Source organism: Lentzea sp. NPDC036949 (genome assembly GCF_055608075.1).
This window is the reverse complement of the sequence record NZ_JBVJRA010000001.1, coordinates 579,678-605,912: the sequence shown is the minus strand read 5'-3', so window position 1 is coordinate 605,912 and position 26,235 is coordinate 579,678. Positions and strand designations below refer to the sequence as shown.

General features: G+C 70.3%; 33 protein-coding genes. 17 read left to right on the top strand and 16 right to left on the bottom strand.

Annotated elements, in window-relative coordinates:
• Positions 1 to 28 precede the first annotated feature (28 nt).
• Genes ACZ7CD_RS03140 through ACZ7CD_RS03130 form a run of 3 tightly spaced genes read left to right on the top strand, consistent with a single transcriptional unit; the run spans position 29 to position 1,769 of the window.
• The gene (locus ACZ7CD_RS03140) at positions 29 to 379 is read left to right on the top strand and encodes a hypothetical protein (RefSeq protein WP_360394194.1); all 351 of its coding nucleotides are present in this window, start codon (positions 29 to 31) and stop codon (positions 377 to 379) included.
• The gene (locus tag ACZ7CD_RS03135) at positions 379 to 1,326 is read left to right on the top strand and encodes a WXG100 family type VII secretion target (RefSeq protein WP_360394196.1); all 948 of its coding nucleotides are present in this window, start codon (positions 379 to 381) and stop codon (positions 1,324 to 1,326) included. The genes ACZ7CD_RS03140 and ACZ7CD_RS03135 overlap by 1 nt, the downstream gene beginning before the upstream one ends.
• Positions 1,323 to 1,769 carry a hypothetical protein gene (locus ACZ7CD_RS03130; protein WP_360394199.1) on the top strand — a complete coding sequence of 149 codons (447 nt, stop codon included), beginning with the start codon at positions 1,323 to 1,325 and terminating at the stop codon, positions 1,767 to 1,769. Before ACZ7CD_RS03135 ends, ACZ7CD_RS03130 begins: the two co-directional genes overlap by 4 nt.
• A gap of 4 nt (positions 1,770 to 1,773) precedes the next feature.
• On the opposite strand, the gene ACZ7CD_RS03125 is transcribed toward ACZ7CD_RS03130, so the two are convergent.
• Positions 1,774 to 2,349, bottom strand: a complete 576-nt coding sequence (locus tag ACZ7CD_RS03125; RefSeq protein WP_360394202.1) for a hypothetical protein — start codon at positions 2,347 to 2,349, stop codon at positions 1,774 to 1,776.
• A 71-nt stretch (positions 2,350 to 2,420) separates the two neighbouring features.
• On the opposite strand from ACZ7CD_RS03125, the gene pyrE reads away from it, so the two are divergent.
• The 4 genes from pyrE to ACZ7CD_RS03105 are packed head-to-tail and all read left to right on the top strand — an operon-like array spanning position 2,421 to position 5,180.
• A complete protein-coding gene (pyrE, locus tag ACZ7CD_RS03120; RefSeq protein ID WP_360394835.1) occupies positions 2,421 to 2,969 on the top strand; it encodes an orotate phosphoribosyltransferase in 549 nt (182 codons plus the stop codon).
• Positions 2,970 to 3,027: 58 nt separating this feature from the next.
• Positions 3,028 to 3,396, top strand: a complete 369-nt coding sequence (locus ACZ7CD_RS03115) for a DUF2784 domain-containing protein (RefSeq protein ID WP_470378246.1) — start codon at positions 3,028 to 3,030, stop codon at positions 3,394 to 3,396.
• A 10-nt stretch (positions 3,397 to 3,406) separates the two neighbouring features.
• Positions 3,407 to 4,072 carry a TrmH family RNA methyltransferase gene (locus ACZ7CD_RS03110; protein WP_470378245.1) on the top strand — a complete coding sequence of 222 codons (666 nt, stop codon included), beginning with the start codon at positions 3,407 to 3,409 and terminating at the stop codon, positions 4,070 to 4,072.
• A 25-nt stretch (positions 4,073 to 4,097) separates the two neighbouring features.
• On the top strand, positions 4,098 to 5,180 hold the full coding sequence (locus ACZ7CD_RS03105) for a glycoside hydrolase family 76 protein (protein ID WP_360394210.1): 1,083 nt from the start codon (positions 4,098 to 4,100) through the stop codon (positions 5,178 to 5,180).
• On the opposite strand, the gene ACZ7CD_RS03100 is transcribed toward ACZ7CD_RS03105, so the two are convergent.
• Both ACZ7CD_RS03100 and ACZ7CD_RS03095 read right to left on the bottom strand, forming a co-directional pair.
• On the bottom strand, positions 5,162 to 5,896 hold the full coding sequence (locus tag ACZ7CD_RS03100; protein ID WP_458429940.1) for a sugar phosphate isomerase/epimerase family protein: 735 nt from the start codon (positions 5,894 to 5,896) through the stop codon (positions 5,162 to 5,164). The two genes, ACZ7CD_RS03105 and ACZ7CD_RS03100, sit on opposite strands and share 19 nt — an antisense overlap.
• Positions 5,890 to 6,864, bottom strand: coding sequence for a LacI family DNA-binding transcriptional regulator (locus ACZ7CD_RS03095; RefSeq protein ID WP_470378244.1), 975 nt, complete (start codon positions 6,862 to 6,864; stop codon positions 5,890 to 5,892). Before ACZ7CD_RS03095 ends, ACZ7CD_RS03100 begins: the two co-directional genes overlap by 7 nt.
• Positions 6,865 to 6,897: 33 nt before the next feature.
• Between ACZ7CD_RS03095 and ACZ7CD_RS03090 the strand changes: the two genes are divergently transcribed.
• Together ACZ7CD_RS03090 and ACZ7CD_RS03085 are read left to right on the top strand one after the other, a co-directional pair.
• Positions 6,898 to 7,743 carry a PfkB family carbohydrate kinase gene (locus ACZ7CD_RS03090; RefSeq protein ID WP_360394217.1) on the top strand — a complete coding sequence of 282 codons (846 nt, stop codon included), beginning with the start codon at positions 6,898 to 6,900 and terminating at the stop codon, positions 7,741 to 7,743.
• A 23-nt stretch (positions 7,744 to 7,766) separates the two neighbouring features.
• Positions 7,767 to 8,342: a nucleoside/nucleotide kinase family protein gene (locus ACZ7CD_RS03085; RefSeq protein WP_360394837.1), complete on the top strand. Its 576-nt coding sequence runs from the start codon at positions 7,767 to 7,769 to the stop codon at positions 8,340 to 8,342.
• Positions 8,343 to 8,363: 21 nt separating this feature from the next.
• Here the strand turns inward: ACZ7CD_RS03085 and ACZ7CD_RS03080 are convergent, their stop codons facing one another.
• Entirely contained in the window at positions 8,364 to 9,023 is a 660-nt protein-coding gene (locus ACZ7CD_RS03080) for a DedA family protein (RefSeq protein ID WP_360394220.1), read from the bottom strand.
• A 153-nt stretch (positions 9,024 to 9,176) separates the two neighbouring features.
• On the opposite strand from ACZ7CD_RS03080, the gene ACZ7CD_RS03075 reads away from it, so the two are divergent.
• Positions 9,177 to 10,595 carry an FAD-binding oxidoreductase gene (locus tag ACZ7CD_RS03075; protein WP_470378243.1) on the top strand — a complete coding sequence of 473 codons (1,419 nt, stop codon included), beginning with the start codon at positions 9,177 to 9,179 and terminating at the stop codon, positions 10,593 to 10,595.
• 37 nt (positions 10,596 to 10,632) lie between these two features.
• Here ACZ7CD_RS03075 and ACZ7CD_RS03070 read toward each other — a convergent pair whose 3' ends face one another.
• The 5 genes from ACZ7CD_RS03070 to ACZ7CD_RS03050 form a co-directional block, all read right to left on the bottom strand.
• On the bottom strand, positions 10,633 to 11,349 hold the full coding sequence (locus ACZ7CD_RS03070; RefSeq protein WP_360394840.1) for a DedA family protein: 717 nt from the start codon (positions 11,347 to 11,349) through the stop codon (positions 10,633 to 10,635).
• Between the two features lie 23 nt (positions 11,350 to 11,372).
• A complete protein-coding gene (locus tag ACZ7CD_RS03065; protein ID WP_360394226.1) occupies positions 11,373 to 11,543 on the bottom strand; it encodes a hypothetical protein in 171 nt (56 codons plus the stop codon).
• Between the two features lie 38 nt (positions 11,544 to 11,581).
• Entirely contained in the window at positions 11,582 to 12,733 is a 1,152-nt protein-coding gene (gene nagA, locus ACZ7CD_RS03060) for an N-acetylglucosamine-6-phosphate deacetylase (RefSeq protein WP_470369818.1), read from the bottom strand.
• Positions 12,733 to 13,641, bottom strand: coding sequence for an ROK family protein (locus tag ACZ7CD_RS03055; protein WP_458429944.1), 909 nt, complete (start codon positions 13,639 to 13,641; stop codon positions 12,733 to 12,735). Before ACZ7CD_RS03055 ends, nagA begins: the two co-directional genes overlap by 1 nt.
• Positions 13,642 to 13,769: 128 nt before the next feature.
• Positions 13,770 to 14,336, bottom strand: coding sequence for a SigE family RNA polymerase sigma factor (locus ACZ7CD_RS03050; RefSeq protein WP_065915671.1), 567 nt, complete (start codon positions 14,334 to 14,336; stop codon positions 13,770 to 13,772).
• 63 nt (positions 14,337 to 14,399) lie between these two features.
• On the opposite strand from ACZ7CD_RS03050, the gene ACZ7CD_RS03045 reads away from it, so the two are divergent.
• The gene (locus ACZ7CD_RS03045; protein ID WP_458429945.1) at positions 14,400 to 14,660 is read left to right on the top strand and encodes a YciI family protein; all 261 of its coding nucleotides are present in this window, start codon (positions 14,400 to 14,402) and stop codon (positions 14,658 to 14,660) included.
• On the opposite strand, the gene ACZ7CD_RS03040 is transcribed toward ACZ7CD_RS03045, so the two are convergent.
• From ACZ7CD_RS03040 to ACZ7CD_RS03030, 3 genes are all read right to left on the bottom strand, one after another.
• Positions 14,650 to 15,501, bottom strand: coding sequence for an SDR family oxidoreductase (locus tag ACZ7CD_RS03040; protein ID WP_360394237.1), 852 nt, complete (start codon positions 15,499 to 15,501; stop codon positions 14,650 to 14,652). The genes ACZ7CD_RS03045 and ACZ7CD_RS03040 overlap by 11 nt on opposite strands.
• A gap of 45 nt (positions 15,502 to 15,546) precedes the next feature.
• Positions 15,547 to 16,473 (bottom strand): aldo/keto reductase, encoded by a 927-nt coding sequence (locus ACZ7CD_RS03035; RefSeq protein ID WP_458429947.1) that lies wholly within the window; start codon positions 16,471 to 16,473, stop codon positions 15,547 to 15,549.
• Between the two features lie 70 nt (positions 16,474 to 16,543).
• A complete protein-coding gene (locus tag ACZ7CD_RS03030; protein ID WP_470378242.1) occupies positions 16,544 to 16,828 on the bottom strand; it encodes a DUF427 domain-containing protein in 285 nt (94 codons plus the stop codon).
• Between the two features lie 10 nt (positions 16,829 to 16,838).
• Here ACZ7CD_RS03030 and ACZ7CD_RS03025 point away from each other — a divergent pair, with 10 nt between their 5' ends.
• Positions 16,839 to 17,636, top strand: a complete 798-nt coding sequence (locus tag ACZ7CD_RS03025; RefSeq protein ID WP_470378241.1) for an LLM class F420-dependent oxidoreductase — start codon at positions 16,839 to 16,841, stop codon at positions 17,634 to 17,636.
• A gap of 57 nt (positions 17,637 to 17,693) precedes the next feature.
• Complete coding sequence (fbaA, locus tag ACZ7CD_RS03020; protein WP_360394248.1) at positions 17,694 to 18,728, top strand: class II fructose-bisphosphate aldolase; 1,035 nt, start codon at positions 17,694 to 17,696, stop codon at positions 18,726 to 18,728.
• A 68-nt stretch (positions 18,729 to 18,796) separates the two neighbouring features.
• Here fbaA and ACZ7CD_RS03015 read toward each other — a convergent pair whose 3' ends face one another.
• Positions 18,797 to 19,636: an SDR family oxidoreductase gene (locus tag ACZ7CD_RS03015; RefSeq protein WP_470378240.1), complete on the bottom strand. Its 840-nt coding sequence runs from the start codon at positions 19,634 to 19,636 to the stop codon at positions 18,797 to 18,799.
• 84 nt (positions 19,637 to 19,720) lie between these two features.
• Here ACZ7CD_RS03015 and ACZ7CD_RS03010 point away from each other — a divergent pair, with 84 nt between their 5' ends.
• Positions 19,721 to 20,110: a winged helix-turn-helix transcriptional regulator gene (locus ACZ7CD_RS03010; RefSeq protein WP_360394253.1), complete on the top strand. Its 390-nt coding sequence runs from the start codon at positions 19,721 to 19,723 to the stop codon at positions 20,108 to 20,110.
• Here ACZ7CD_RS03010 and ACZ7CD_RS03005 read toward each other — a convergent pair.
• Complete coding sequence (locus ACZ7CD_RS03005; protein ID WP_360394256.1) at positions 20,103 to 21,218, bottom strand: hypothetical protein; 1,116 nt, start codon at positions 21,216 to 21,218, stop codon at positions 20,103 to 20,105. The two genes, ACZ7CD_RS03010 and ACZ7CD_RS03005, sit on opposite strands and share 8 nt — an antisense overlap.
• Before the next feature lie 250 nt (positions 21,219 to 21,468).
• Here ACZ7CD_RS03005 and ACZ7CD_RS03000 point away from each other — a divergent pair, with 250 nt between their 5' ends.
• Positions 21,469 to 21,876 (top strand): DUF3151 domain-containing protein, encoded by a 408-nt coding sequence (locus ACZ7CD_RS03000; RefSeq protein WP_360394259.1) that lies wholly within the window; start codon positions 21,469 to 21,471, stop codon positions 21,874 to 21,876.
• A 221-nt stretch (positions 21,877 to 22,097) separates the two neighbouring features.
• Positions 22,098 to 23,258: an FUSC family protein gene (locus tag ACZ7CD_RS02995; RefSeq protein WP_470378239.1), complete on the top strand. Its 1,161-nt coding sequence runs from the start codon at positions 22,098 to 22,100 to the stop codon at positions 23,256 to 23,258.
• 159 nt (positions 23,259 to 23,417) lie between these two features.
• On the opposite strand, the gene ACZ7CD_RS02990 is transcribed toward ACZ7CD_RS02995, so the two are convergent.
• Complete coding sequence (locus ACZ7CD_RS02990) at positions 23,418 to 24,047, bottom strand: GmrSD restriction endonuclease domain-containing protein (RefSeq protein WP_470378238.1); 630 nt, start codon at positions 24,045 to 24,047, stop codon at positions 23,418 to 23,420.
• A gap of 115 nt (positions 24,048 to 24,162) precedes the next feature.
• The gene (locus ACZ7CD_RS02985; RefSeq protein WP_470372980.1) at positions 24,163 to 24,771 is read right to left on the bottom strand and encodes a hypothetical protein; all 609 of its coding nucleotides are present in this window, start codon (positions 24,769 to 24,771) and stop codon (positions 24,163 to 24,165) included.
• A 110-nt stretch (positions 24,772 to 24,881) separates the two neighbouring features.
• Here ACZ7CD_RS02985 and ACZ7CD_RS02980 point away from each other — a divergent pair, with 110 nt between their 5' ends.
• Positions 24,882 to 26,171 carry an adenylosuccinate synthase gene (locus ACZ7CD_RS02980; protein ID WP_360394269.1) on the top strand — a complete coding sequence of 430 codons (1,290 nt, stop codon included), beginning with the start codon at positions 24,882 to 24,884 and terminating at the stop codon, positions 26,169 to 26,171.
• Positions 26,172 to 26,235: the final 64 nt, after the last annotated feature.

The window sequence follows — 26,235 nt, the reverse complement described above, 5'->3', positions numbered from 1 at the left end:
TTCAGACCAACCGAGCGTCGGAGCAGCCGTGAGTGAACAGTTCCACGTCGTGCCGGAGGAGCTGCGCGGGTACAGCGAGCTGCTGGACCGCAACGCCCAGCACTTCCTGACCATCAAAGACCACGCGATCTCCAAGGGCGGTGACACCAGCGGGTTCACCGGGCTGCTGTCGTTGCTGCACCCCGTCGTGACCGGGGTGGCGAGCCTGTACGGGGAGACCCTGGACTTCGCCAACAAGATGCTGCTCAAGGACTCGGAGGCGCTGCGCAAGACCGCGGAGCACTACGAGAAGGCCGACGCCATCGGCCTCAAGCTCTTCGACGGTGTCCAGAACAAGCTGGCGAGCGCCCAGAAGGCGCCGCAGGTCGGGGGCAACTGATGACGACGGCGTACGCGGACGTCGAGGACCCCTCGGTCGCGCTGAACAAGGCGGCGGAGGACCGGCCGGGCCGGCAGTCCACCAAGGAGCTCATCGAGAAGGCCGGCTGGAAGATCCAGGGCGTCAACTGGATCTACGAGAAGGTCACCGGCGAGAACCTGGTCGAGTCGCTGATCAACCCGCTGCTCGGCGACTTCGAGAAGATCGACGCCAACGCCAAGGCGTGGGACAACGTCGCGAAGGCGCTGGACTCCGTGCGGCACAACGTCGACGCGGGCGTCGACCAGCTGAACCCGCACTGGAACGGCTCTGCCGCGCAGGCGTTCGAGCGCCGCATGGACACCATGTGGGTCATCGCGATCGAGGCGGACTCGCAGGTCGCCCGCATCATCGGCGACAAGTTCAAGTCGACGGCGAACACCTGCCGCACGCTGACGGGCCTCGCGCTGTCGCTGCTCGACTACCTGTGCCAGAAGCTGATGGAAGCGGTGATCCTCGCGCCGATCCCGGTGGTCGGCTGGGGCAAGGCCGTGTGGGTCGTCTACGACTGCATCCAGATCGTCGACCGCATCCGCAAGATCATCATCGCGGTGCAGACGCTGATCGAGGGCGTGCAGGGCATGATCAACGGCATCAAGGACATGGGCACCGCCCTGATGAAGCTGAAGGACGTCCGCGACGTCAACGACCTGCTCGACGTCGTCGACGGCTACCAGGACGGCAAGGAGAAGTTCGACGACGGCAAGTCCGCGGCCAAGTCCGGGGCGCTGGGCGTCGCGCTCAACGGCTACAAGCTGAACAAGGACATCGGCAAGGCCACCACCCGCTACGACACCAGCAGCGCGTCCAGCGCCGCGTCGAGCAGCTCGTCGGCAGCGGGCAGCAGCTCGTCATCCGCGGCGGGCAGCTCGTCGGCCTCCGGTGGCCAGGGCGGAGGACAGCAGTGACGTTCCCCTACGACCAGGCCCGGTTGCAGGCGCTCGTCGACGGGTTCGACGCCACGACGGCCGCGGTGGAGAAGACCGGCAGGGAAGCCGCCCAGTTCCAGCCGCGTTCGCGTGGGGTGACCGAACAGGACCTCGCCGCGATCGAGCGGTACGCCAAGGGCCCGAACGCGCCCAAGGAGTTCAAGGAGCTCCAGCGGCGCATCGACTCCGGCGAGTTCAGCTGGCAGGACGTCGCGGCCGGCCGCGTGATGGACGACGGCGTGCAGAAGGCGCTCGCCACCGGCGTGCCCGACCTGCGACGCGCCTACACGGCCATCCAGGAGGGCCACGACCTCGACGACATCATCGAGTCGGGCAACCCGTCGCGGCCGCCGGCCCGTCCCGCACGCGGTGACGACGGCGACGACGACGGCCCGCCCGTGTTCAAGGAACGAGTCTGGTGAGCCGCTAGCTCGACAGGAAGTCCGGGATGACGTCGCCGGTGCCGAGGTGGTTCGTCCCCACCCCGCGGACGACGTCGAACGCCACCACGGCCGCGACCGCGAGCGACCGGACGGGGTCGGCGGTGCCGGGGCGGAGCTGAGCGACGTCCCGGCGCACCCGCTTGCCGTTGCGCTTCGTGATCTGTCCGATGTGGAGCTTCAGCACGTCGCCGAGCAGGCAGAGGTGCGTGCCGTTGGCGTCGAGCAGGGCGTACCGGCCCGGTTGCGGCACGATCGAGCCGACCGGCCGCCCGTCCGGCCACGCCACCTTCGTCGGCCGCCTGCCCACGCCGGCCGACTTGGTGATCACGAGCAGCGGCCGGCCGTCCGGTCCGGTGGCGAGCAGGCGGAACGGCGTCCACCGGGACAGGCTCAGGTTGCGCAGGCGGGCGGTGACGAACCCGCGCCTGGTCTCGCGCACCGACCCCAGCAGGGTGTTGCGTTCGTCATAGGCCTCGACCGAGTACCTCGACCCCAGCATCAGCCGCACCGGCGTCCACGGCTGGTCCACCACGAAGGAGTCCGCGCTCAACAGGTTCACGGTGATGCAGGGTATGCGGCGTCTCGGCGGCGCGTGTGCGAAGCTTGCGACCTGTGCGAACTGAACAGGTCTTGGACGCGAACGCGAAGTCGGAACTCGCCCGCTTGGTGAGCGAATTGGCCGTGGTGCACGGCAAGGTGACCCTCTCGAGCGGCAAGGAAGCCGACTACTACGTCGACCTGCGCCGCGCCACGCTGCACCACGCCGCGGCCCCGCTGATCGGCAAGCTGCTCCGCCAGCTCACCGCCGACTGGGACTTCGTGGCCGTCGGCGGCCTCACCCTCGGCGCCGACCCCGTCGCCTACGCGATGATGCACTCCGCCGCCACCGCCGGCGACGTGCTGGACGTCTTCGTCGTCCGCAAGGCCGCCAAGGCCCACGGCATGCAGCGCCAGATCGAGGGCATCGAGGTCCGCGGCCAGCGCGTCCTGGCCGTCGAGGACACCTCCACCACCGGCGGCTCCGTCCTCACCGCGGTCGAGGCCCTGCGCGCGGCCGGCGCCGAGGTCGTCGGCGTCGCGACCGTCGTGGACCGCGGCACCGGCGCCCGCGAGGCCATCGAGGCGGAGGGCCTGCAGTACCGCTACCTGCTGGACCTCGACGACCTCGGTCTCGCCTGAGTTTCGTCGAGCGCGGTTCGAGCTACCCCGTCCTGGGCTGGAGGACGGGGTGGTGCGAATGGCCGGGTTCCTCGCGGGAGCCGTTGTGCTCCTGCACTTCGCCGTGCTGGCGTTCCTGCTGGCCGGCGGCTTCCTCGCGTGGCACTGGCGCCGCCTGATCTACCCCCACCTCGCCCTCGCCGCGTGGGCCGTGCTGAGCCTCGCGGTGCCCACCGTGTGCCCGCTGACCACCTGGGAGAACGACCTGCGGGCCGCCGCCGGGATGCCGGTGCTGGAGACCGGGTTCATCGACCACTACATCGACGGCGTCTGGTACCCGGAGAGCGCGTCGACGGTGGTGCAGCTGGTGCTCGGGGCGGTCGTGGTCGTGTCCTGGACCGGGTTCGCGGCGAGTGCCAGGACGGCCCGGCGGGTGAGCGTTCAGTAACGTCTGGTCCGTGCTGCTCGAAGGGTTCCACGCCGTCAAACACGCCCTGCGCTTCGGCGGGAACGTCACGTCGCTGGTCACCACCAGCAGGCCCGTGGCCGTCGGGCTCGCCGAGTCGCACGCACCGGACCTGGTCGAGGCCTTCGGCCGGGCGACCGAGGTGACGAAGGAGGAGTTCGTCCGCCGGGTCGGCCGCACCCACCCGACCGGTGTCGCGGGCTTCGCCGACCGCCCTGACCTCCCGTTCGACCGCGACGCCCCGGTCGTCCTCCTCGACAACCCGCGCAACCTGGGCAACTTCGGCGCCGCGATCCGGGTGGCCGCGGGCCTCGACGCCGGCGGCGTCCTGTCCACCGGTGACGTCGACCCCTGGCACCCGAACGTCCTCAGAGGATCCGCGGGCCTGCACTTCGCCCTGCCCGTCGCCAAGGCCGCCACCCTCGACCTCGCGGGCCCGCTGATCGCCTTCGACGCCGACGGCGAACCGCTCAGGGGACCGATCCCCGACAACGCCGTGCTGGCGTTCGGCTCCGAGCGGCACGGCCTGAGCGACGAGGTGAGGCAGCGCGCGGCGAAGGTCGTCCGCCTTCCCATGCGCGCCAAGGTGAGCAGTTACAACCTGACGACTTCTGTCGCCATGGGTCTCTACCACTGGGCGGTTCACCGAGCTTCTTGACCGGTCAAGAACTCACCATTGCAGGGTGGTGATCGCGAAACTGCTGGCCGCGCGGGCGGGTGTTGCGGAGCGTGCCGTGCATTCGAGGCACCTGCGACGGGTGTGGGGTGTGCCGGGCACGAGCCTGGGGGCCTGCGGGTGGCCGCCGAGGTTCAGGGACAAGGTCTTCGCGCCGTTCAACTACTGGTGGCAGGCGCACCTGCTCGACTGCATGGTCGACGGGTACGAGCGCAACCCGCTGGAGGCGCGCAGGCAGGCGATCGTGCGGGTGGTCCGCGGCATCCGGGTGCGCAACGTCAGCGGGTGGACCAACGACTACTACGACGACGTCGCGTGGCTGGGGCTGGCGCTGCAGCGGGCGGAGAAGATCGGGGTCGGACGGCCCAGGGCGGTGCGGCAGATCGCGGACCAGCTGCGCGACGGGTGGACCGACCACGCCGGTGGCGGGATCTGGTGGAAGCGCGGCGACGACTTCAAGAACGTGCCGGCGAACGGGCCCGCGGCCATCTTCCTCGCGCGGCAGAACGAGGGGACCGACCTCGCCAAGGCGCGGTCCATCGTGGACTGGGTGGAGGAGCACCTGGTCGACCCCTCCGGGCTCGCGTGGGACGGGCTGCACGTGCACCCCGACGGGGAGGTCCGCGAGGTCGAGAAGAACATCTACACGTACTGCCAAGGTGTTCTCATCGGTGCGTGCGTGGAGCTGGCCAAGCACGGGCAGCAGCAGAAGTGGCTGGAGAAGGCCGCGCGCACCATCACGGCCGTGTACGACGACCTCGCCATCGGTGGGGTGGTCAAGGGGCAGGGTGAAGGCGACGGCGGCCTGTTCGCGGGCATCCTCGTGCGCTACCTCGCCCTGGCGGCGGTGGAGATGCCGCGGCTCGACCCCGCGCAGCAGGGGGCCGCCGAGCTCGCCCGTCAGCTGGTGGTGGAGTCGGCGGAGGCGGCGTGGGCCAACCGGACGGTGGCGGTCAGCGGGCCGCTGTTCGGTCCGGAGTGGAGCGTGCCGGCCGAGGAGGCGCAGAGCAGGGACCTGTCGGTGCAGCTGGGCGGGTGGATGTGCCTGGAGGCGGCGGCCCTGCTCGAACGTCACGACGCGGCGAGGTAGCCCAGCAGGGTCCTGGCGTCCTCGCGGAACTGGTCGGCGGAGTCGTCGCGCACGAACTCCAGCAGCACGTTGCGGTCGACGCCGTCGCGTGCGAGCTCGCCGAGGACCGGCTTCCACAGGTCGCGGCGCGCGGACAGGGGCAGGCGGTCGGTGAAGCCGCCGGGGCCCCAGGAGAAGACGTGCGCGGTCACCGGTTCCAGGGTGCGGACCTCGTGCACCGCCGAGAACACGTCCTGGCCGCCGCTCGGCTGCCAGTACGGCACCACGCCGTCGACCTCGTCCAGCAGCCGCACGGCCGAGTCGAGCGTGTCGGTCAGCGTGTTGCGGTGGTACTCCAGCGCGATCCGGGTGCCTGCGGCGTCGGCGTGCTCGACGGCGTGCCGCAGGGCCTCCACCACGGCGCCGCGGTCGGCGCACTCGGCCGAGCCCGCCGTGCCGGCCCACACCCTGACCAGCGGTGCGTCCAGCTCGGCCGCGGTCTCCAGCACGGCGGCGAGCTCCGCGCGGTCCGTCACGCCTGCGCGGTAGTACGAGCCGTAGGCGGCCACCTTCAGGCCCGTGTCCACCGCGCGGCGCGCCGCCGTGAAGTCACCGGGCGGCACGTGCACGTCGGCACCCCACTCGACCGCCTGCAGACCGCAGTCCAGCGCCAGCTCGCCGATCTCGCCGACCGACAGCTGCCGGAACGTCACCGAGACCAGGCCGGGGATCAGCACCCGCAGGACTGCCGGTGCAGCAGCGACGGGGCCAGCCGGATGGTCTCCGCGGGACGGGACGGGTCGGCGATGCGCGACAGCAGCAGCTTCACGGCGGTGCGGCCGATCTCCTCGACCGGCTGGGCCAGTGTCGTCAGCGGCGGGTCTATCAACGTCGCCCACTCCACCTCGTCGTAGGCCACGACGGCCAGGTCCGTGCCGAGCTTCAGGCCGCGGGCGCGGGCCTCGTGCAGCATGCCGACCGTCACCAGGTGGTCGGCCGCGACGACGGCGGTGACCGGGTCGTCCTGGTCGATCAGCGGCGCGAGCCAGCCGCTCTGCGAGACCAGGCCCTCGTCCCACTTCAGGCCCGCGCGGCCGAGGCCGAGGCGGTGGCCGAGGACGCGCTCCTCGGTCGTGGCCACGCCGGCCTTGCCGCAGACGATGCCGATGCGGCGGTGACCGAGCTCGGCCAGGTGCGTGACCAGGCCGGAGGTGGCCTGCACGTTCTCCGGGCCGACCTGGTCGATGTCCTTCGCCACGGTCAGGCGGTCCACCAGCACGGTCGGGATGCCGAGTCGCTTGAGCTCCGGCAGCACCTGGTTGCCCGCACCGGCGGAGGGCGTCAGCAGCAGCCCGTCGACCCGGCGCGACCGCAGCATTCGCACCGCGACCTGCTCCGACTCGGGCGTGTCCCTGGTGTCGATCAGCACGAGCGAGTAGCCCGCTCTCGTCGCTTCCGACTCGATGGCCGCGATCAGCTCGGCGAAGTACGGGTGGGAGACCAGCGACACCGCGAGGCCCAGCGACTTCGTGCCACCCATGACCAGCGACCGCGCGATGGCGTCACCGGTGTACCCGGTTTCGTCGATCGCCTTCTGCACGCGCTCGCGCGTGTCCCCGGCGACCGGCCTGGTCTCGTTGATCACGTGTGACACCGTGGTGATGGAGACCCCCGCGAGAGCCGCGACATCCCGCATGGTGACCATGGCCGGGACCTTACCCGTTTGGAGGAAGGCCAGATGGCAGCCGTGCTGTGTGTCGGGCTCACAACTCTCGACGTCACCCAGCGAGTGGCCGTGTTCCCCGCTCCCGGCGAGAAGGTCAGGTCGGCCGAGGCGCACCTCGCCCCCGGCGGTCCGGCGGCCAACGCGGCGCGGGCGGTGGCCGCTCTGGGCGGATCTTCGTCACTTCTCACCGCCCTGGGCGCCGACGCACTGGGTGAATTCGTGCGGGCCGGGTTGGAGCCGGTCCACGTCGTCGCCGTCGAGGGGACGACGCCGGTGAGCATGGTCGTCGTCAGAGATGCTGATGGGGAGCGCACGGTCGTGTCGCGCAACGCCTCGGTGCCGGTCATCGCGCCGGATTTGTCCGATCTCGTGGCCGCCGCGGACGTGGTGCTCTTGGACGGGCACCACGACGGACTGGCGTTGCCCGCCGCCCGTGCGGCGAAAGCGGCGGGATTGCCTGTGGTGCTCGACGCCGGGAGCTGGAAACCTGTCCTCGATCACCTGTTGCCGCTGGTCGACGTGGCCGCTTGCGCTTCGGGGTTCGAGCGGTCCGCTGCCGAGGTGCACTCGTACGGGGTCCCGCTGGTGGTTCGCACCAACGGCCCCGCACCCGTGACCTGGTCGTGGAACGGCTCGACCGGGGCGGTGCCCGTGCCGGCGGTGCAGGTGAAGGACACGAACGGTGCCGGTGACGTCTGGCACGGCGCGTACGCCTACGCGCTGGCGTCAGGAGCCGACCCGGTCGCGGCCATAGGCTTCGCGTCGCAGGCCGCCGCCGTTCGGGTCGGTGTGATCGGGGACTGGGTTGAGGAGCTGGCACGGTGGCAGGACAGCAGGTCAGGTTCGAAGAGCTGCTAGAGCGGGCCAAGGCGCTCACCGACATGGGTGAACGCAAGATCCTCGGGATCGGCGGAGCTCCCGGCTCCGGCAAGTCGACACTCGCGCGCAGGCTCGTCGAGGCGCTCGACGGGCAGGCCGTGCTCGTCGAGATGGACGGCTTCCACCTCGCGCAGAGCGAGCTGGAGCGGTTGCGGCTGGTCGAGCGCAAGGGCGCGCCGGACACGTTCGACATCCCCGGCTACGTCGACCTGCTCGGCCGCATCAAGGCGTGCGGGCCGGACATGATCTACGCGCCGGAGTTCCGCAGGGAGGTCGAGGAACCGATCGCGTGCGCGGTGCCGGTGCACCCGGACGTCCCGCTGGTCGTGACCGAGGGCAACTACCTGCTGCTCAACTACGACAAGTGGAAGCGCGTCCGGATCATCCTCGACGAGGCGTGGTTCCTGTTCATCGACGAGGACGTGCGGGTGCAGCGGCTCATCGACCGCCACCTGCGGTACGGGCGCACGTTGTCCGAGGCCGAGGAACGCGTGCTGCACGGCACCGACCACGTCAACGCGCTGATGGTGAACTCGTCCAAGGGCTCGGCGGACCTGCTGATCACCGAGGTGCTCTGACCGGGCCGCGGGCCCCCGCCGTCAGCTCCGGCGGGCGGAGGGCTCCAGCTCGGCCGCCTCGTCGATCGGCTTGCGCATCTCCTGCCGGTAGCGCCAGACGCCCCACCCGGTGCCGACTAGGAAGAACGCGACGCTGACGACCAGTGCCGCCGTCTCCAGCCAGGGCAGCTGCTCCAGGACGCCGGCGCCGTAGTAGCCGGCGAGCACGAGCGTCGGCACCCAGGCGACGGCACCGATGGTCGTGGCCAGCGTGAACCGCTTCACGTCCATGCGGGCCGCTCCGGCGATCATCGGCGCGAGCGTGCGCACCCACGGCAGCCAGCGGGCCAGCACGACGGCCCAGAACCCGCGCTGGTCGAGGAACCGGCGGGCCTTCTCCAGGTTCTGCCGGTTCAGCACCTTCCCGTCCTTGCGGGCCAGCACGCGGGTGCCGGTGTGCTTGCCGATGTGGTACCCGACCTGGTTGCCGACCACGGCCACGACCAGTGCGACCGCCGAAAGCGCCCACGCCGAGACCTCGCTGCCGTGTGCCGCCAGGACCACCCCGGCCGCGAAGAGCAGCGAGTCACCGGGCAGGAACAACCCGAAGATGAATGCGCACTCGATGAAGATGAAGCTCAGGACGATCAGCCACACGGCCACCGGACCTGCGGTCTCCAGCGAGGCGAATGCGTGCGCCACGGTGAACCAGCCTACGTCGTGCCCGCCGGCAGGGCGGCGACATCGGTGCGACGGGCCGGCCAAATCCGGGTTGAGGACGCCCGGTCACCGGGTGAACTCGCCCGTGCTCGTTCACCCTCGAAGGAACCGGCCGGTCCCGCTAGCGTGGCGGACATGGAGACCCTGCTCGGCGAACTCCGCACCGCACTGGGTGACTCGGGCGTGCTCACGGACGCCGACGTCACGGCGGGCTACCAGCGGGACATGATGCCGCTCGCCCCGTTCGGCAGTCCGCTCGCGGTGGTGTTCCCGTCGGACACCGAGCAGGTCCAGGCCGTGGTGCGGGCGTGCGCGCGGCACCGCGTGCCCGTCGTCCCGCGCGGCGCCGGCAGTGGTCTGTCCGGTGCCGCGAACGCGGTCGAGGGCTGCGTGGTGCTCGTGACCACGAAGATGGACGCGATCGTCGAGGTCGACACCGACAACCGGCTCGCCGTCGTGGAACCCGGTGTCGTGAACCTCGACCTGCGCGGCGCGGTGGAGAAGCACGGGCTGTTCTACCCGCCGGACCCGAGCAGCTACGACTGGTGCACGATCGGCGGCAACCTCGCCACCAACGCGGGCGGCCTGTGCTGCGTGAAGTACGGCGTGACCACCGACTCCGTGCTGGGGCTGGAGGTGGTGCTGGCCGACGGCGAGGTGCTGCGGACCGGCCGCCGCACCGTCAAGGGCGTCGCCGGCTACGACCTGACCAAGCTCTTCATCGGCTCCGAGGGCACCCTCGGCGTGATCACGAAGGCCACGCTGGCGCTGAAACCGCTGCCGCAGGCCCCCGCCACGCTCGTCGCCGCGTTCAGCAGCACCGCGACGGCCGGTGCCGCGGTCAGCCGGATCGTCCGCGAGGGCCTGGTGCCGTCGCTGATGGAGATCATGGACCGCACCTCGATCGAGGCCGTCGAGCAGTACCTCAGGACCGAGCTCGGCGCCGGTCCCGGCTGTGCGGCGCTGCTGATCTGCCAGTCGGACGCGGGCGGCGAGCAGGCGCGCCACGAGCTGCGCAAGATCGAGGAGATCTGCCTGGAGGCCGACCTCGTGTACGCCACGCACGACGTGAGCGAGGGCCGTGACCTGCTGACCGCGCGCCGGGCCGTGCTCACGGCGCTGGAGGTCTACGGCTCGTGGCTCACCGACGACGTGTGCGTGCCCCGCACCCGCATCGCCGAACTCATCCAGGGCTGTGAGGACATCTCCGCGGCGACCGGCCTCAAGATCGCCGTCGTGGGCCACGCCGGTGACGGCAACATGCACCCGACGATCGTCTACGACCCCGCGGACGCCGACCAGTTCGCCCGCGCCCGCGAGGCGTTCGACGACATCCTCGCCCTCGGGCTGGCGCTCGGCGGCACGATCACCGGCGAGCACGGCGTCGGCAAGGTCAAGCGGGAGTGGCTCGCGAAGGAGATCGGCCCGGTCGGCCTCCGCGTCCACCGCGAGATCAAACGCGCACTGGACCCGGAAAACCTGTTCAACCCCGGTTCGATGTTCACCCCTGACCCCCTTGCAGATGCCGGCAGAGGCAGGGCGCGCAGGCGGTGACCGGGATCGGCCCGGTGGCTGCCGCCCGGTCCTGGGCTCAGCGTTCGACGCGCGGGATGATCTGCGTCGAGTCGTCCTGCAGCTGCGCCTCCATCACCTGCGTGATGTCGTCCGCCTCCTCCTGCACGAGCGACTTCTTCTCCTTGCGCGCCTTCAACACCTCGATGATGATCGGCACGATCGACAGGAAGACGATGGCGAGCAGGGTGATCTCGAGGTTCTCCCTGATGAAGGAGACCTGGCCGAGGAAGTAGCCGAGGACCGTCAGGCCCGCCGCCCACGCCACGCCGCCGATCGCGGAGTACGTGAAGTACTTCTTCGGGTCCATCCTGCCGACGCCGGCCATGGCCGTGATGAACGTGCGGACGATCGGCACGAACCGGGCCAGGACGATGGCGCGCGCCCCGTACTTGTCGAAGAACTCCTGCGTCTTGTCGACGTACTCCTTCTTGAAGATCTTCGACTCCGGCTTGCTGAACAACGCCGGACCGGCCTTCGCGCCGATGTAGTAGCCCACGACGTTGCCGACGAACGCGCACACGGTCAGCAACGCGCAGACGAGCCAGAGCGGGGTGTCGATGGTGCCCGCCGCGACGAAGAGGCCTGCGGTGAACAGCAGCGAGTCGCCGGGCAGGAAGAAACCGACGAGCAGCCCGCACTCAGCGAAGATGATGAGGCACAGCCCGATGAGCATGTACGGGCCGAGCCCGTTCAGCAGCACGGTGGGGTCCAGCCAGTCAGGGCCCAATGCAATCGTCACGGCGACAACGGTACAGGTCAGCCGAGCGTGATCACTGCGGCCACCGTGCCCGCTGCCAGGCCCAACAGCAGGGCGAGGCCCAGCACCCACCACGTGGACATGGGTGCGGGGCGCTCAGGAACAACCGGGGCAGATGCGACAAATCCGGCATTCGTGCTGGTCGCCTGCGCGCGCAGTGCGTTGGTCACCAGTCGCTCCGGATCCTCCGCCATGCCCCGCCCTCAGCTCAGTCCTGGACCCACTCGCCCTTGCTCATCACGTCCCTCGGCTTCAATTCTGCATCGAGGACGACGAGGTCGGCGGCGCAGCCCGGTTGCAGCTTGCCGGTCTCCAGGCCGAGCAGCTCGGCGCCGCGGGTCGCGGTGGCGTACGCGGCCTCCACGAGCGACAGCCCGCACGCGTTCACGGCGTTGCGGAACGCCATGTCCATCGTGAGCGTGCTGCCGGCCAGTGCGGCGCCTCCTGCCAACGTTGGAACGCCGTCGACGACGCGCACCTCGAGGCCGCCGACGTCGTACACGCCGTCGCCCACGCCCGCCGCCGCGATGGCGTCGGTGATGAGGACGGTGCGCCGCAGGCCGGCGTGGCGGGCGGCCAGCCGGACGGCGGTCGGGTGCAGGTGCACCAGGTCGCAGATGAGCTCGACGGTCACGCGCTCGTCGTCCAGCAGCGCGCCGATCGGGCCGGGCTCGCGGTGGTGCAGCGGCCGCATGCCGTTGAACAGGTGCGTGGCCACGCTGGCACCGGCGTCCACGGCCGGGCGGACCTGCGCCTCGGTCGCGTCGGTGTGGCCGATGGCGGCGAGGACACCGTTGTCAACGAGCTGGTGCACGGCCTGGACCGCGCCCTCCAGCTCGGGCGCGACGGTGATCATGCGGACCGTGCCCTTGCCCGCGTCGAGCAGCTTCGTGACCGCGCTCTGCTCCGGCGGGCACAGGATCGCCGGGTCGTGCGCGCCGCAGCGGGCCGCGGACAGGAACGGGCCCTCCAGGTGGATGCCCGCGACCACGCCCTCCTGGACCAGCTCTGCCAGCGCGGAGACCTGGTCGGCCAGCTCCGGCACCGGGCGCGAGACCAGCGACGCGAGCAGCGTCGTGGTGCCGTGCCTGCGGTGCGCGGCCGCGGCCTTGCGGACCTTCACCGGGTCGCTGCTGGTGAACGCGTCACCGCCACCGCCGTGGCAGTGGATGTCGACGAAGCCGGGCACGATCGTGCCGCCGCCGACGTCGGTCGTGGGGCCGTCCGGTACCGCTCCCACACCGACCCCGGCGATGCGACCGCCCCGGACGCTCACCCACCCGTTCTCGAGCACCCTGTCCGGCGTGACGACCCGACCACCGGTCAGGGTCACGTCGACCGGTCCACCCCACGTGCTCATCACGCCTCCAGCGTGTCGATGGCCAGCAGCGCCGCGCCGAGGAAGCCCGCCTCGTCGCCGAGCGCCGCGAGCCGAAGCTCCGGTCGGCGCTGGAAGGCGATCAGGCCGTCCAGCCTGTCCTCGAGCGGCTCCACCAGCAGGTTTCCCGCCAGTGCGAGCCCGCCGCCGAGCACCACGGCCTCCGGGCCGAGCAGCGTCGCCAGCACCAGGACTCCCCTGGCGAGCGCGTCCACGGCCTCGTGCCACACGGCGACGGCGTCCTCGTCCCCGGCTCTCACCAGGTCCGCGACCTCGGCGGCACCGTGCACGGCCCGTCCGGTGCGCGCGGTGTAGCGGCGGGCGATGGCGGCGGAGGACGCCACGGTCTCCACGCAGCCGACCTGCCCGCAGGCGCACGGCACGCCGTGGCCGACGTCCACGTGCCCGATCTCGCCCGCGTACCCGCCGCCGCTGAAGATCTGCCCGTCCAGCAGCAGCGCGCCGGCGATCCCGGTGCCGATCGGCATGATCACCGCGTTGCGCAGGCCCTTCGCGGCACCCATCCGGCACTCGGCCAGACCCGCGGCGCGCACGTCGTGGCCGAACGCGACGGGGACGCCGAGCCGTTCGGTCAGGACCTCGCTGAACGGGAATTCGCTCCACGGCAGGTTCGTCGTGTACACGCCGACGCCGTTGGCCTCGTCCACGATGCCCGGCGCCACGATGCCCACGGCGTCGATCTCGTGCTCGGAGGCCCCGCGGAGCTCGTCGACGAGCTCGGTGAGGACGTCCAGCAGCGGCTCCAGCTGTGCCGGAGTCGCCCTGCGCGCGTGCTTCTGGGCCACCACGGCTTCCGAGGTGCCGGTGACCAGCGCCGCCTTGGTTTCGGTGCCACCGATGTCGACGGCGACCACGTGTCTGCGTGCCACGGGGTGTGATCCTGCGGCATCGGAGCCCTATTGGTCTATACCAAGCACCGGATTGGGCGCGTGTTCCTGCGACCGGAAACCGCCTTCATCGGGCAAAAGGGGTGTCCGGTGGGCGGTGTGACGTTGCCTCAGCGGCCGGCCATGAGCTTCTGCAGCGCGTCGAGGGCCCGGGACGCGGTCGACTTGACCGTGCCCTTGGAGATGCCGGTGGCCTCGGCGATCTCGGCCTCCGACAGGTCGCCGTAGTAGCGCAGCACGAGCACCTCGCGCTGGCGCGGCGGCAGCTGCTGGAGCGCCTTGACCACGGCCTGGTGCTCCGCGGTGAGCATCGCGAGCGACTCGGCCGAACGTGCGTTCGCCACGTGCGGAGGGGTGTAGTCGCGGGCGGTCTTGCGGCGGCGCAGCACGCTGCGCGAACCGTTGACCACGGCCGTGCGGAGGTAGCCCACGGCGGCCTGGGCGTCGCGCAGGCCCTTCCAGTTGCGGTGCAGGCCCGTGAAGGCCTCCTGCACCACGTCCTCCGCCGTCGCCGGCTCGTCCACCAGCAGCAGCGCGAGCCTGATGAGGCGCATGCGGTGCTGCTTGTACAGGTCTTCGAGCGTCAGAGGCCCTGCGGGAGGTCCTGCGACGCCGTCCTTGATGCGCAGGTTGGTCAGGGTGTCCTGCACGCTGCGCGGGGTTTCGTCGCCAGCCACGAGGTAGGACGGTACCGGTCACGTCGCTACGGTGGTGCCATGGCCCGCTTTGCAGTCGAATTGGTGTTCGGTTCAAACCGTGACGAGCGTCTCGCGGCGCGCCCGGCGCACCGCGAGTACATCGCCTCCCTCGCCGAGAAGGGCGTGGTGCTCGCCGCCGGCCCGTACTCGGACGACACCGGCGCGTTGATCATCTACGAGGCCGCGGACGAGACGGCCCTCCAGGAGATCATCGCCGCCGACCCGTACACGCCCGCGAACGTCGTCACCAAGTGGGACGTCCGCCCGTGGAACGCCCTGCTCGGCTCCTGGCTCAACGGCTAGCGGCCTGCCCGCCGGGCCCGACCAGACCGGACGTGTCGTTCGCGGCCATCTGCCGGTCGGCCTCGGCCACCTCCGCGACCGCCTGGCGGTCCACGACCACCGGCGTGAACGCGCGGAAGTACTTCAGAGCGCCGACCCAGCCGGGGACGTGGACCGCCTTCGACCGCTTCTCGATGCCCTTGACCACGGCCCTGCCGACGTTGCGGACCGGGTACTTCTTGCCCGCGACCCCCGGCATGCCCTGGCGCAGCTTGCCGAACACCGGGTGCTCGTCGGCGCTGTTGACCATGTCCGTGGAGATCCACGAGAAGTACGCGGTGCCGACGTCCACGCCGAGGTGCCGCACCTCCGCGCGCAGGCTGTCCGCGAACGCCTCGCAGCCCGCCTTCGCCGCCGAGTAGGCCGCGTTGCCGGGGATGTGCACGATCGCCGCCAGCGACGACACGACCATGCAGTAGCCGCGGCTCTCGATGAGGTGCGGCAGCGCCGTGCGCACCGTGCGCCACACCCCGAGCAGGTTGACCTCGATGACCCGTTCGAACGCCTTGGGGTCCATCGAGCGCACGAAACCGGTGGCGGCGATGCCCGCGTTCGCGACCACCACGTCGATGCCGCCGAAGTGCCCGGCGACCTCGTGGAAGGTGCGTTCGAGCGCGTCCCAGTCGGTGACGTCGACCTCCCACGCCCTGCCGCCGGTCTCCCGCGCGACCTCCTCCAGCTGGGCCTTCTCGAGCCCGACGAGCGCGAGCCGAGCTCCGCGTGCGGCCAGCTGCCTCGCCACCTCGGCGCCGATGCCCCTGGCCGCGCCGGTGATCAGTACCACCTTGCCCGTGACGTCCATGACCGCCACGGTAACGCAACCTACTCCCAGTAAGCTACTGGCAAGTTAAATTGCACTCAGACGGTCCACCTCGGCCTGCGACAGCTCCAGCTCCAGCACCGGCGTGAGGTCGCTGAGCTGCTCCAAAGTCCTGGCCGACGCGATCGGTGCCGCCACCGTCGGCTGCTGGGCGAGCCACGCCAGCGCCACCGCGGCAACCGTCGTCCGGTGCGTCTCGGCCAGCTCGTCGAGCACCTCCAGCACCTGCAGGCCGTGCTCGTCGAGGTACTTCGACGCGGCACCCGCCCGCTCGCTGCGCACCTCCACGCCGGGCCGGTACTTGCCGGTGAGGAAGCCCTTGGCGAGCGACCAGTACGGCACGGTGGCGAGGCCGTGCTCGGCCACGACCGCCTGCAGCTCGCCCTCGAACCGGTCGCGGCTCACCAGGTTGTACTCGGGCTGCAACGCGACGAACTTCGCGAAGCCCTCGCGCTCCTGGACCTCCAGCGCCGCCGCGAGCCGTTCGGCGGAGAAGTTGGACGCGGCGACGTAGCGGACCTTGCCGTCCCGCACGAGCTGGTCGTAGGCGGCGAGCGTCTCCTCCAGCGGCGTGTCCGGGTCGTCGAGGTGGTTGTAGTAGAGGTCGATGTGGTCGACGCCGAGCCGCTTCAGCGACCGCTCGGCCGCCGTCAGGACCGTGTCGCGCTTCTGGTTCTTGAAACCGGCCAGCATGCCGACCTTGGTGGCGACCACGACGTCGTCGCGGTCGCCGCGCCTGGCGAGCCACCTGCCGATGATCGTCTCCGACTCGCCGCCGGAGTTGCCGTCCGCCCAGGCCGAGTACACGTCGGCGGTGTCGACGAAGTTCCCGCCCGCCGCGACGTAGGCGTCGAGCACGGCGAACGAGGTGTCCTCGTCGGCGGTCCAGCCGAAGACGTTGCCGCCCAGGCAGAGCCGGGACACGTTCAGGTCAGTGGTGCTCAAGATCCCCATGTTCCGACGGTAGTCCGCCGTGGCCGGGGACACGTGACGAGCTCAGCGGGTGGAACACGGGCCGGCCGGCTCAGGCCGTGATCTCGACGCCCTTCCAGAACGCCACGCGGTCCTTGATCTCCTTCGCGGCGTCCTTCGGCTCGGCGTAGTACCAGGCGGCGTTGGTGTTCTCGGCGCCGTCGACCTGCAGCGAGTAGTAGTTCGCGGTGCCCTTCCACGGGCACACGGTGGTGTGGTCGGTCGGCGTGAGCACCGCGGGGTCCACGGAGTCCAGCGGGAAGTAGTGGTTGCCCTCGACCACGACCGTGTCGTCGCTCGAAGCGATGATCTTGCCGTTCCACTCAGCGGTTGCCATGGTCTCCACTATGCCTTCGAAAGCGTCGCTCGGAACGTTCGGTGTGTGGGGCTCGCACGTGCAGTGGGCCGACGGGGTCGATCGGATCGCCGAGCTCGAACAGCTCGGCTACGGCACCTTCTGGATCGGTGGCTCGCCCGACGTCGGGCTGGTCGGCAGGGCGTTGGCCGCGACCGGGTCGATGACGATCGCCACCGGCATCGTCAACGTCTGGCAGTCGGAGCCGGAGGAGGTCGCCGCCGAGTTCCACCGGCTCGCGAGCGACCGGTTCCTGCTCGGCGTCGGCGTGGGCCACCGGCAGCTGGACCAGGCGTACGAGAAGCCCTACGACAAGCTGGTGGCGTACCTGGACCGCCTGGACGTGCCGACCGAGTCGCTCGTGCTCGCCGCGCTCGGCCCGCGGGTGCTCCAGCTCGCCGCCGACCGCACCGGCGGCGCGCACCCGTACCTCGTCCCGGTCGAGCACACGGCGCACGCGCGCGAGGTGCTCGGCGACAAGGTCCTCGCTCCCGAGGTGACCGTCGTCGTCGAGGCGGACCCGGACCGGGCGCGGGCGATCGCACGCGAGCAGCTCGCGTTCTACTTCACGCTCACCAACTACACGGACAACTGGCTGAGGTGGGGTTTCTCGGCCGACGACGTCGCCGGCACCGGCTCTGACCACTTGATCGATGCACTCGTGGCGTGGGGAACCCCGGACCAGGTCGCCGCCAAGTTGCGCGCGCACGTCGACGCGGGAGCCGACCACGTCGCCATCCAGTCGCTGAACGGGCACTACGCCGAACTGGCCGCCGCGTTGGGCCTGTGACCCAGCCTCGTAGGATGCCGGTGATACGGCGTTCAGGGCACCTGAGGAGGACGACCGATGCCCATCGCAACTCCCGAGGTCTACGCGGAGATGCTTGACCGGGCCAAGGCGAACGAGTTCGCCTACCCCGCGATCAACGTCACTTCTTCGGAGACTCTCAACGCGGCTCTCCGCGGGTTCGCCGAGGCCGAGAGCGACGGCATCATCCAGGTCTCGACCGGTGGTGCCGAGTTCGCCTCGGGCACCAAGGTCAAGGACATGGTGACCGGCGCTGTCGCACTCGCCGAGTTCGCGCACGTGGTCGCCGCGAAGTACCCGGTGAACATCGCGCTGCACACCGACCACTGCCCGAAGGACAAGCTCGACGGGTACGTGCGTCCGCTCATCGCCATCAGCCAGGAGCGGGTCGACAAGGGCGGCAACCCGCTCTTCCAGTCGCACATGTGGGACGGCTCCGCTGTTCCGCTGGAGGAGAACCTCCAGATCGCGAGCGAGCTGCTCGACCTGTCCGCCAAGGCGAAGATCGTCCTCGAGATCGAGGTCGGCGTCGTGGGCGGCGAGGAGGACGGCGTCGACAACGAGATCAACGACAAGCTCTACACGACGCCCGAGGACTACCTGAAGACGGTCGACGCGCTCGGCGCCGGGGAGAAGGGCCGCTACCTGCTGGCCGCGACCTTCGGCAACGTGCACGGCGTCTACAAGCCGGGCAACGTGAAGCTGCGCCCGGAGATCCTCAAGCAGGGCCAGGACGTCGCGGCGGAGAAGCTGGGCCTCGCGGCCGGCTCGAAGCCGTTCGACCTGGTCTTCCACGGCGGCTCCGGCTCGCTGCTGGAGGAGATCCACGAAGCCGTGTCGTACGGCGTCATCAAGATGAACATCGACACGGACACGCAGTACGCGTTCACCCGTCCGATCGCGGCGCACATGTTCGCGAACTACGACGGCGTGCTGAAGATCGACGGCGAGGTCGGCAACAAGAAGGCCTACGACCCGCGCAGCTACCTCAAGGCAGCTGAGCAGGCCATGGCCGCCCGCATCGCCCAGGCGTGCGAGCACCTCAAGTCGTCGGGCCGCATGATCGCGGGCTGATTTCCGACCGCACGCGGGGACCTTTCGTACTCTCGGAGAGTACGAAAGGTCCCCGCGTGCGTTTGCGGCTAGCGGAACGCGTCGGCGTTGCGCGTGGCCCAGTCGGCGAACGGGCGCGGGGCGCGGCCGAGCACGGCCTCGACGTCCGGGCTGACGCGCAGCTCGGCCTCGGTCGGGGCGCCGATGATGTCGAGGGTGTCGTCGGCGAGCTCACCCGGCATCACCCGCTCCATGCCCGCCTTCGCCTCGGCGCGGGTGAGCTCGTGGAACCGCACCGGTTCGCCCAGCGCGGCGGCGATGGCCGCGGTCTGCTGCCGCGGCGTGACCACCTCCGGGCCGGTCAGCTCGTACACCCCGCCGCTGTGCCGGTCGTCGGTCAGGCAGGCGGCGGCGACCGCCGCGATGTCGGCCGGGTCGACGACGGGCACGCCGACGTCCCCGAACGGTGCCGCGACGAGCCGCTGCGCGCGAACGGACTCCGTCCACCACAGCGCGTTGGACGCGAACCCGCCCGGCCGCAGCAGCGCCCAGTCGGCCCCGGACTCCCGCACCCCGTCCTCCAGCGCCCGCAGCTGGACCCGCGTCGTGCCGAACGGCCTGGTCACCACGCCCAGCGAGGACAGCAGGACGATTCGGCGGACCCCGCTCGCCACCGCCGTGCCGATGACGTCGGCCGGGTTGGCGCCGACCGCGTGCAGGTCGCCCGACAGCAGCAGGAACAACGCCTTCGCGCCCGCCAGGGCGGGTTCCAGACCCGCCGGCTCCGCCAGGTCGGCCACCACGTGCCGCACGCCGTCCGGTACCTCCGCCGAGTGCCGCGACACCGCCGTCACCTGCTCACCGGCCTCGGCCAGCGCCCGCGTCAACGGTCGGCCCACGTTCCCGGTAGCCCCGGTCACCACGATCATGAACAGCTCCTTCGTCGTTGTCGGCACGACGCTAGGAACCGGGCTAACTCCTGGTAAGGACGTACCTGGAGGTAAGCTCAAGACGTGACGGGAGGTGTCCAGGTGGACCAGACCGAGGTCAAGGCGCGGTATGAGGTGTTTCACACCGACTGCCCGGCGCGCGACATGGTCGACCACGTCACCAGCCGGTGGGGCATCTGGGTGCTGATCTCCCTGCGCGGCGGCGACCTGAGGTTCTTCGAGCTGCGCGACAGCATCCGCGGCATCAGCGAGAAGATGCTCTCCCAGACCCTGCGCGGGCTGGTCGAGGACGGTCTCGTGTGGCGGCACGTCGAACCGACGACCCCGCCGCAGGTCACCTACGGGCTGACGGGGTTCGGACGGGACCTCGGCGAACCGCTGGAGGAGCTGTTCGGCCGGATCACGCGGCACCTCACGGCGTCCGGCCTGACCCGGCCGCAGCCGGTCAGCTGAGTTTCAGCCGCGCGGCCAGCTGGTGCGCCTCCGGCCGGTGGATCACCAGGTCGCCCACGGTCCACAGCACCGCCAGCAGCACGGCCGTGACCGCCGCGGACGAGAACGAGATGGGCGGCGCCCACAGGTACTCCTGCTGCGCCCAGATCCCCACGTACCCGATGGTGGTGACCGCGGCCGACCCGAGCACCGCGGCGGCCGGCGTCGGCATCTTCACGACGTGCACCGCGTCGATCACGAGCCCCACGACGACCAGGAACAGCGGCACGGCGGACTTCGGGAAGTCGATGCCCGCGAGCAACGGCCAGATCAGGCACCGGTACGCCACGTACCCGCCCGCGACCGCCGTCGCAGCCCAGACCCGGTCGGTCGTGCGGCGCGCGATCACGAGCACGACGGCCGCGGCCACCAGCCCCCACACCGGGTAGACCCAGTCCGCGATGGGCAGCGCGAAGTTGACCACCGCCTCCCGGCCGACCGGGACGCCCAGCTGGTCGGCGGCGAACTGCAGCAGGATCGGCTCGGCCTCCGGCTTGCCGCTGTCGTAGGCCTGCAACGCGCGCACGCCGTACTCCTGGTGCTGGTTGGGGAACCAGACGTTCTCCAGGACGAAGAACCACAGCGCCACCAGCCCGAACGTCCGCCAGTTGCCGGCGGGGAAGTACTTGATCCACCCGCGGATCGCGCCCGCCAGCATCACCGCCGTCCCCAGGTACAGCAGCGCGTGCGAACCGGACCAGCTGGTGATGTCGAGCCCGTTGATCCGGTGGTTGATCACGTCGATCGGCAGCGCGACCAGGAAGATCCCGCACCCGACCTGCATCAGCCGCAGCGCGGCCTTGTCAGCGCCGTAGCCGGTGAACGTGTGGAACAGCGTGAGGCCGACCACGATCGCCGTGCCGACCGTGTTGATCAGGTGCGGCGGTGCGAAGTCGTCGCGCAGCCACTTGAAGTGCCACGAGACGTCCCACGACGAGCCGATCAGCTTCAGCAGCAGCCCCACGAGCCACAGCTGGTACAGCTGCCTGGTCAGCGCCGCCGGCGTCTCCCTGCCGGGCACACCCCGCTCCCAGTACGTGTCCCGGAACTGCCTAACCCCCTGGATCATCCGCCCATCATGAGGTGACAGTGGGTGATCATGTTGCCGAAACGCCCCTGGTTTTACCCTGATGTTTCCAATTCGTGTGCACGGACGAGTGAGTGTCATTGCTCCGCCTGGTCCAGAACGGCACCATGCACGCCCATGGGCAAGAAGATCGTCGCCGGTGTGCTCGTCACTGCTCTGCTGCTGGCCGTCGTGGCCGCGGTCATGCGGCTGTTCCTCTCCTAGCCGCGCGCCGTGCGGCAGGATGGACCGCATGGTTGAGAACCTCCTGGGCCCCGGTCCGACCCACCTGCCCGACCGTCCGGAAGCGCAGGCCGCGGCCGACGGCGGGACCGACCCCGCCAAGATCGTGCGCGCGTACCCGGACTTCTCCGAGGCGTGGGCCCTGCTCGCGGAACGGGCGCTGCAGGCCGGCGACCCGGTCGCCGCCTACGCCTACGCCCGCACCGGCTACCACCGCGGGCTGGACCAGCTCCGCCGCTCCGGCTGGAAGGGCTTCGGGCCCGTGCCGTGGGACCACCGGCCCAACCAGGGCTTCCTGCGGGCGCTCGCCGCGCTGGCGCTGGCCGCGCGGGAGATCGGGGAGGACGAGGAGTGGGAGCGCTGCTCGAAGTTCCTCGCGGAGTCCGACCCCCAGGCCCCGGCCGCCCTCGGCCTCTGATCCCACCCCTGGCTGTCCAGGCGTCTGCGAGTACCACCAACCCTTGATCGAGACGCCGCTGACTGCACCCAACTCGCGCACGGGGCGGTTCGCCGTCCCGCTGCGCGCGGTGTGAGGCTGCTCGCCATCGCGGATCGAATCCGGGTCCCCGCAGGTTGTGCCTGGTGGCCGTGGGACGAAGACTGACGGCGGCAGGTGCGGCGGAAGACGGGGTGGCAGTGGTGGGCGTGGTCAGGGACGCGGTCGGACGGGGGTTGACGCGGTGGCGCGCGACCGCGTTGCCGATCGTCCAATGTGCCCTGTCGGCCGGGTTGGCGTGGGTGGTGGCGACGCTCGTCATCGGGCACCAGCACCCGTTCTTCGCGCCCATCGCGGCGGTCGTGTGCCTCGGGGTGTCGCTGGGGCAACGGCTGCGCCGGGTCGGTGAGCTCGTCGTCGGCGTGTCGGTCGGGGTCGGGGTGGGCGACGCGCTCATCGGCTGGATCGGCAGCGGACCCTGGCAGATCGCGCTCGTGGTGGCGCTGGCGATGTCGACGGCCGTGCTGCTCGACGGCGGGTCGGTGATCGCCCTGCAGGCCGGGAGCAGCGCGGTGCTGGTGGCCACGCTGCTGCCGCCCAGCGCGGGCGGCGGGTTCGACCGGATGATCGACGCGCTCACCGGCGGGCTGGTGGGGCTGGCGGTCGCCGCGCTGATCCCGGCGAACCCGGTGATGGTCGCCCACCGGCAGGCGAAAGCGCTCACGGGCACCCTCAGCACGGCCCTGCGGAGCATCGCGGAGGCCATCGACCAGCGCGACGCCGTGAAGGCGGCCGGGGTGCTCGCGGAGCTGCGCAACAGCCAGTCGGCGATCGACGACTACAAGTCCGCGCTGCAGACCGGCAGCGAGATCGCGAAGATCGCGCCGATCCGGTGGCGGTCCAAGGACGAGCTCAAGCGCTACCAGACCGCGGCCGGGCCGGTGGACTACGCGATCCGCAACACGCGCGTGCTGGCCCGCAGGACGATGGCGGCGCTGAAGGCCGAGGAACGGATTCCGGACGGCGTGTCCGGTGTGCTGCAGCGCTACGCCGACGCCGTCGACTGCCTCAGGGGTGAGCTGGAGAGGGGCAGGACGCCGCAGCTGACCAGGGAGGCCGTGCGGGACGCCGCACGGCCGTTGACCGCGCGGCGCCTCGGTGGGGACGGGTTCTCGTCCAAGGTGGTGCTGGCGCAGATCCGCAGCATCGCCGTGGACCTGCTGCAGGCGACCGGGCTGAACCGGGCGGAGGCGATGGAGGCGTTGCCGCCGCTCAGCCCTCCGGCCGGTGTAGAAGAGCCAGGAGCAGGGAGTGGACCGGCTCGTGGTCGCGAGGATCGGTCAGGGCGGACGCAGCGCCCGTGACGGCGTACCACTCTTCCGCGCCTTCATAGCGGACCAGCGCCTGGAACTTCCCGTCGTCGGAAAGGTCCGTGCGCAGTTCCAGGTCGCCGGTCACAACGCCGACCTCGTCGGTCATCACGCCGCCGGGACCCGCCACGAACAGCGAGGAGAGTGACGCCATCAGCACCTTCCGAGCATGTCCGACAAAGCCGATTTCTCCGACGAGTTCACGCTGAGGCTCCAGCGGTACTTGGTGTGTACCCACATCTTGGCGTAGGTGCACCAGTAGGACGTCAGCGGAGGCTTCCACGTCGCCGGCGTCTGGTCGCCCTTCGCCTGGTTCACGTTGTCGGTCACCGCGATGAGCTGCGGGCCGGACATGTCGTTGGCGAACGACTGGCGCTGCGCCGTCGTCCAGGAGGCCGCTCCCGACCTCCAGGCGGCCGCCAGCGGCACGACGTGGTCGATGTCCACGTCGGAGGCCGCGGACCAGGTCGCGCCGTCGTACGGGGAGAACCAGCTGCCGGAGGTGGCGGCGCAGGCGGAGTCGGTGACCACGTTGGTGCCGTCCCGCTTCAGCACGGCCTCACGGGTGTTGCAGGTACCCGACTGGGTGATCCAGTGGGGGAACTTGTCGCGGGAGTAGCCCGTCATCGAACCGTCGGCGCGAACGGTCAGCCCGGCGAGTTCGGCGGTCGCCGTGGCGGCGCTGGGGATGTTCGGCGGTGTCGCGAGTGCAGGGGTGACGAAACCGAGGGTGAGCGCCACCGCGGTGACGGAGACACCGATGATCCGGTTAACTGTTGACATCGTCCCGACCTTCCTGGTTGGAAGTGATCGGAACCACCCTCGGTCACATTGTGCAATTAGGCAATGCCTTCGAGTGACACACGAGTGAACGACAAACGCCGAACAAGCCCTGTTTTTAAAGACCGCGAACCAGCCTCAGGTCTTCCGTGTGGCGGTACCAGGTCCACTTGTCGACCGGTCGCGGGTGCCTGTGCCCGTCGAGCACGGCGGTGGTGGGCAGGCAGCCCAGCTGGAACGCCCGCGGCTTGCTCTCCCGCACCCGTGACCCGAACAGGCGCTTGTTCACGATCCGGACGGTGAGGCCCAGGCCACCCTCGGTGTCGGGCGTGCACTCGATCCGCGACGCCTGACCGCGCAGCACGTTCTCCGCATCGCTGTAACCGACGCCACGAACGGGGGAAAGCACGCCCAGACCCATCAGGACACCGCCGACGTCGTCACGCACGAACGGCACGGGATCCACGTCACCGTTCAGGGCGATGTCCAGTGCCCGCGCCGGGTCCGTCGAAAGGTTCCACAGGGCGGCCACCGCCGACGGTCCGACGGGCACGAACCCGAGGGCCACGGACGCGAGCTTCTCCTTGCGCAGCAACCGAACCCCGACGGCGGCGAGGTCGGCGTCGGTGCCCACGACGACCAGCCGTTCCGCGTCCAGGTGGGGGTCGACGTGCTCCTTGCCGGGGCGGGTGGGCACCACCTGCACGTCGTCACGTTCTGTGATCATTGGCAACTGCGCGTTTCCGCAGGCCAACACGATTCCGTGCACGGTCATCTCCTGGTCTACCCTCGCTTACCGGCGTTCGCTCGAACCAGTCCAAGCGCTTGGAGTTTCACATGCCGGCCGTCGTGCTGATCGGTGCCCAGTGGGGCGATGAGGGCAAGGGCAAGGCCACCGACATCCTCGGTGAGCGTGTCCAGTGGATCGTCCGCTACCAGGGCGGCAACAACGCGGGTCACACCGTCGTCCTCCCGGACGGCCAGAAGTTTGCCCTGCACCTCATCCCGTCCGGCATCCTCACGCCCGGCGTGAAGAACGTGATCGGCAACGGTGTCGTGGTCGACCCCGGCGTGCTGCTCACCGAGCTCGCGGGCCTGGAGGAGAAGGGCGTCGACACCAGCGGCCTGCTGATCTCGTCGGACGCGCACTTGATCATGCCGTACCACGTGGCCATCGACAAGGTCACCGAGCGCTACCTGGGCAAGGCGAAGATCGGCACGACCGGTCGCGGCATCGGCCCCGCCTACCAGGACAAGCTCGCCCGCGTCGGCGTGCGCGTGCAGGACCTGCTGGACGAGAAGATCCTCCGGCAGAAGGTCGAGGCCGCGCTGGACTTCAAGAACCAGGTGCTGGTCAAGGTCTACAACCGCAAGGCGCTCGACCCGGAGCAGGTCGTCGACCAGGTGCTGGAGCACGGTCAGCACTTCGTGCACCGCATCGCCGACACCCGCCTGCTGCTGAACCAGGCGCTCGACCGCGACGAGATCGTGGTGCTGGAGGGTTCGCAGGGCACGCTGCTCGACGTCGACCACGGCACCTACCCGTTCGTCACGTCGTCGAACCCGACCTCGGGTGGTGCCACGGTCGGCTCCGGTGTCGGCCCGACCCGCATCAGCACCGTGATCGGCATCCTGAAGGCCTACACGACCCGCGTCGGCTCCGGTCCGTTCCCGACCGAGCTGAACGACGACCAGGGCGAGTACCTGCGCAAGCAGGGCGGCGAGTTCGGCGTCACCACCGGCCGCTCGCGCCGCACCGGCTGGTTCGACGCCGTGATCGCCCGCTACGCCTCGCGCGTCAACGGCATCACCGACTACTTCCTCACCAAGCTGGACGTGTTGTCCGGCCTGGAGAAGGTGCCCGTCTGCGTGGCGTACGAAGTGGACGGTCGCCGGGTCGACGAGATGCCGATGACGCAGACCGACGTGCACCACGCCGTGCCGGTCTACGAGGAGCTGCCGGGCTGGTTCGAGGACATCTCGCACTGCCGCACGTTCGACGAGCTGCCGGCCAACGCCAAGGCGTACGTCGAGCACCTGGAGAGCATCATCGGCGCCCGCGTCTCCGCGATCGGCGTCGGTCCGGGCCGCGACCAGACGATCGTCCGCCACGACGTTCTCGGCTGACACCGACTATCTCGAAGTACGACGCGTTTTCACGATTTGGGCGTCGTTGACGAAGGGCCACGGC

Bases quoted from the DNA above. Each gene is read 5' to 3' on its own strand.
- ACZ7CD_RS03135 (WP_360394196.1), top strand. From the start codon at position 379: ATGACGACGGCGTACGCGGACGTCGAGGACCCCTCGGTCGCGCTGAAC.
- ACZ7CD_RS03115 (WP_470378246.1), top strand. From the start codon at position 3,028: ATGGCCGGGTTCCTCGCGGGAGCCGTTGTGCTCCTGCACTTCGCCGTG.
- ACZ7CD_RS03095 (WP_470378244.1), bottom strand. From the start codon at position 6,864: ATGGTCACCATGCGGGATGTCGCGGCTCTCGCGGGGGTCTCCATCACC.
- ACZ7CD_RS03090 (WP_360394217.1), top strand. From the start codon at position 6,898: ATGGCAGCCGTGCTGTGTGTCGGGCTCACAACTCTCGACGTCACCCAG.
- ACZ7CD_RS03085 (WP_360394837.1), top strand. From the start codon at position 7,767: ATGGGTGAACGCAAGATCCTCGGGATCGGCGGAGCTCCCGGCTCCGGC.
- ACZ7CD_RS03075 (WP_470378243.1), top strand. From the start codon at position 9,177: ATGGAGACCCTGCTCGGCGAACTCCGCACCGCACTGGGTGACTCGGGC.
- nagA (WP_470369818.1), bottom strand. From the start codon at position 12,733: ATGAGCACGTGGGGTGGACCGGTCGACGTGACCCTGACCGGTGGTCGG.
- ACZ7CD_RS03040 (WP_360394237.1), bottom strand. From the start codon at position 15,501: ATGGACGTCACGGGCAAGGTGGTACTGATCACCGGCGCGGCCAGGGGC.
- ACZ7CD_RS03035 (WP_458429947.1), bottom strand. From the start codon at position 16,473: ATGGGGATCTTGAGCACCACTGACCTGAACGTGTCCCGGCTCTGCCTG.
- ACZ7CD_RS03030 (WP_470378242.1), bottom strand. From the start codon at position 16,828: ATGGCAACCGCTGAGTGGAACGGCAAGATCATCGCTTCGAGCGACGAC.
- ACZ7CD_RS03025 (WP_470378241.1), top strand. From the start codon at position 16,839: ATGCCTTCGAAAGCGTCGCTCGGAACGTTCGGTGTGTGGGGCTCGCAC.
- fbaA (WP_360394248.1), top strand. From the start codon at position 17,694: ATGCCCATCGCAACTCCCGAGGTCTACGCGGAGATGCTTGACCGGGCC.
- ACZ7CD_RS03015 (WP_470378240.1), bottom strand. From the start codon at position 19,636: ATGATCGTGGTGACCGGGGCTACCGGGAACGTGGGCCGACCGTTGACG.
- ACZ7CD_RS03005 (WP_360394256.1), bottom strand. From the start codon at position 21,218: ATGATCCAGGGGGTTAGGCAGTTCCGGGACACGTACTGGGAGCGGGGT.
- ACZ7CD_RS03000 (WP_360394259.1), top strand. From the start codon at position 21,469: ATGGTTGAGAACCTCCTGGGCCCCGGTCCGACCCACCTGCCCGACCGT.
- ACZ7CD_RS02990 (WP_470378238.1), bottom strand. From the start codon at position 24,047: ATGTCAACAGTTAACCGGATCATCGGTGTCTCCGTCACCGCGGTGGCG.
- ACZ7CD_RS02985 (WP_470372980.1), bottom strand. From the start codon at position 24,771: ATGATCACAGAACGTGACGACGTGCAGGTGGTGCCCACCCGCCCCGGC.
- ACZ7CD_RS02980 (WP_360394269.1), top strand. From the start codon at position 24,882: ATGCCGGCCGTCGTGCTGATCGGTGCCCAGTGGGGCGATGAGGGCAAG.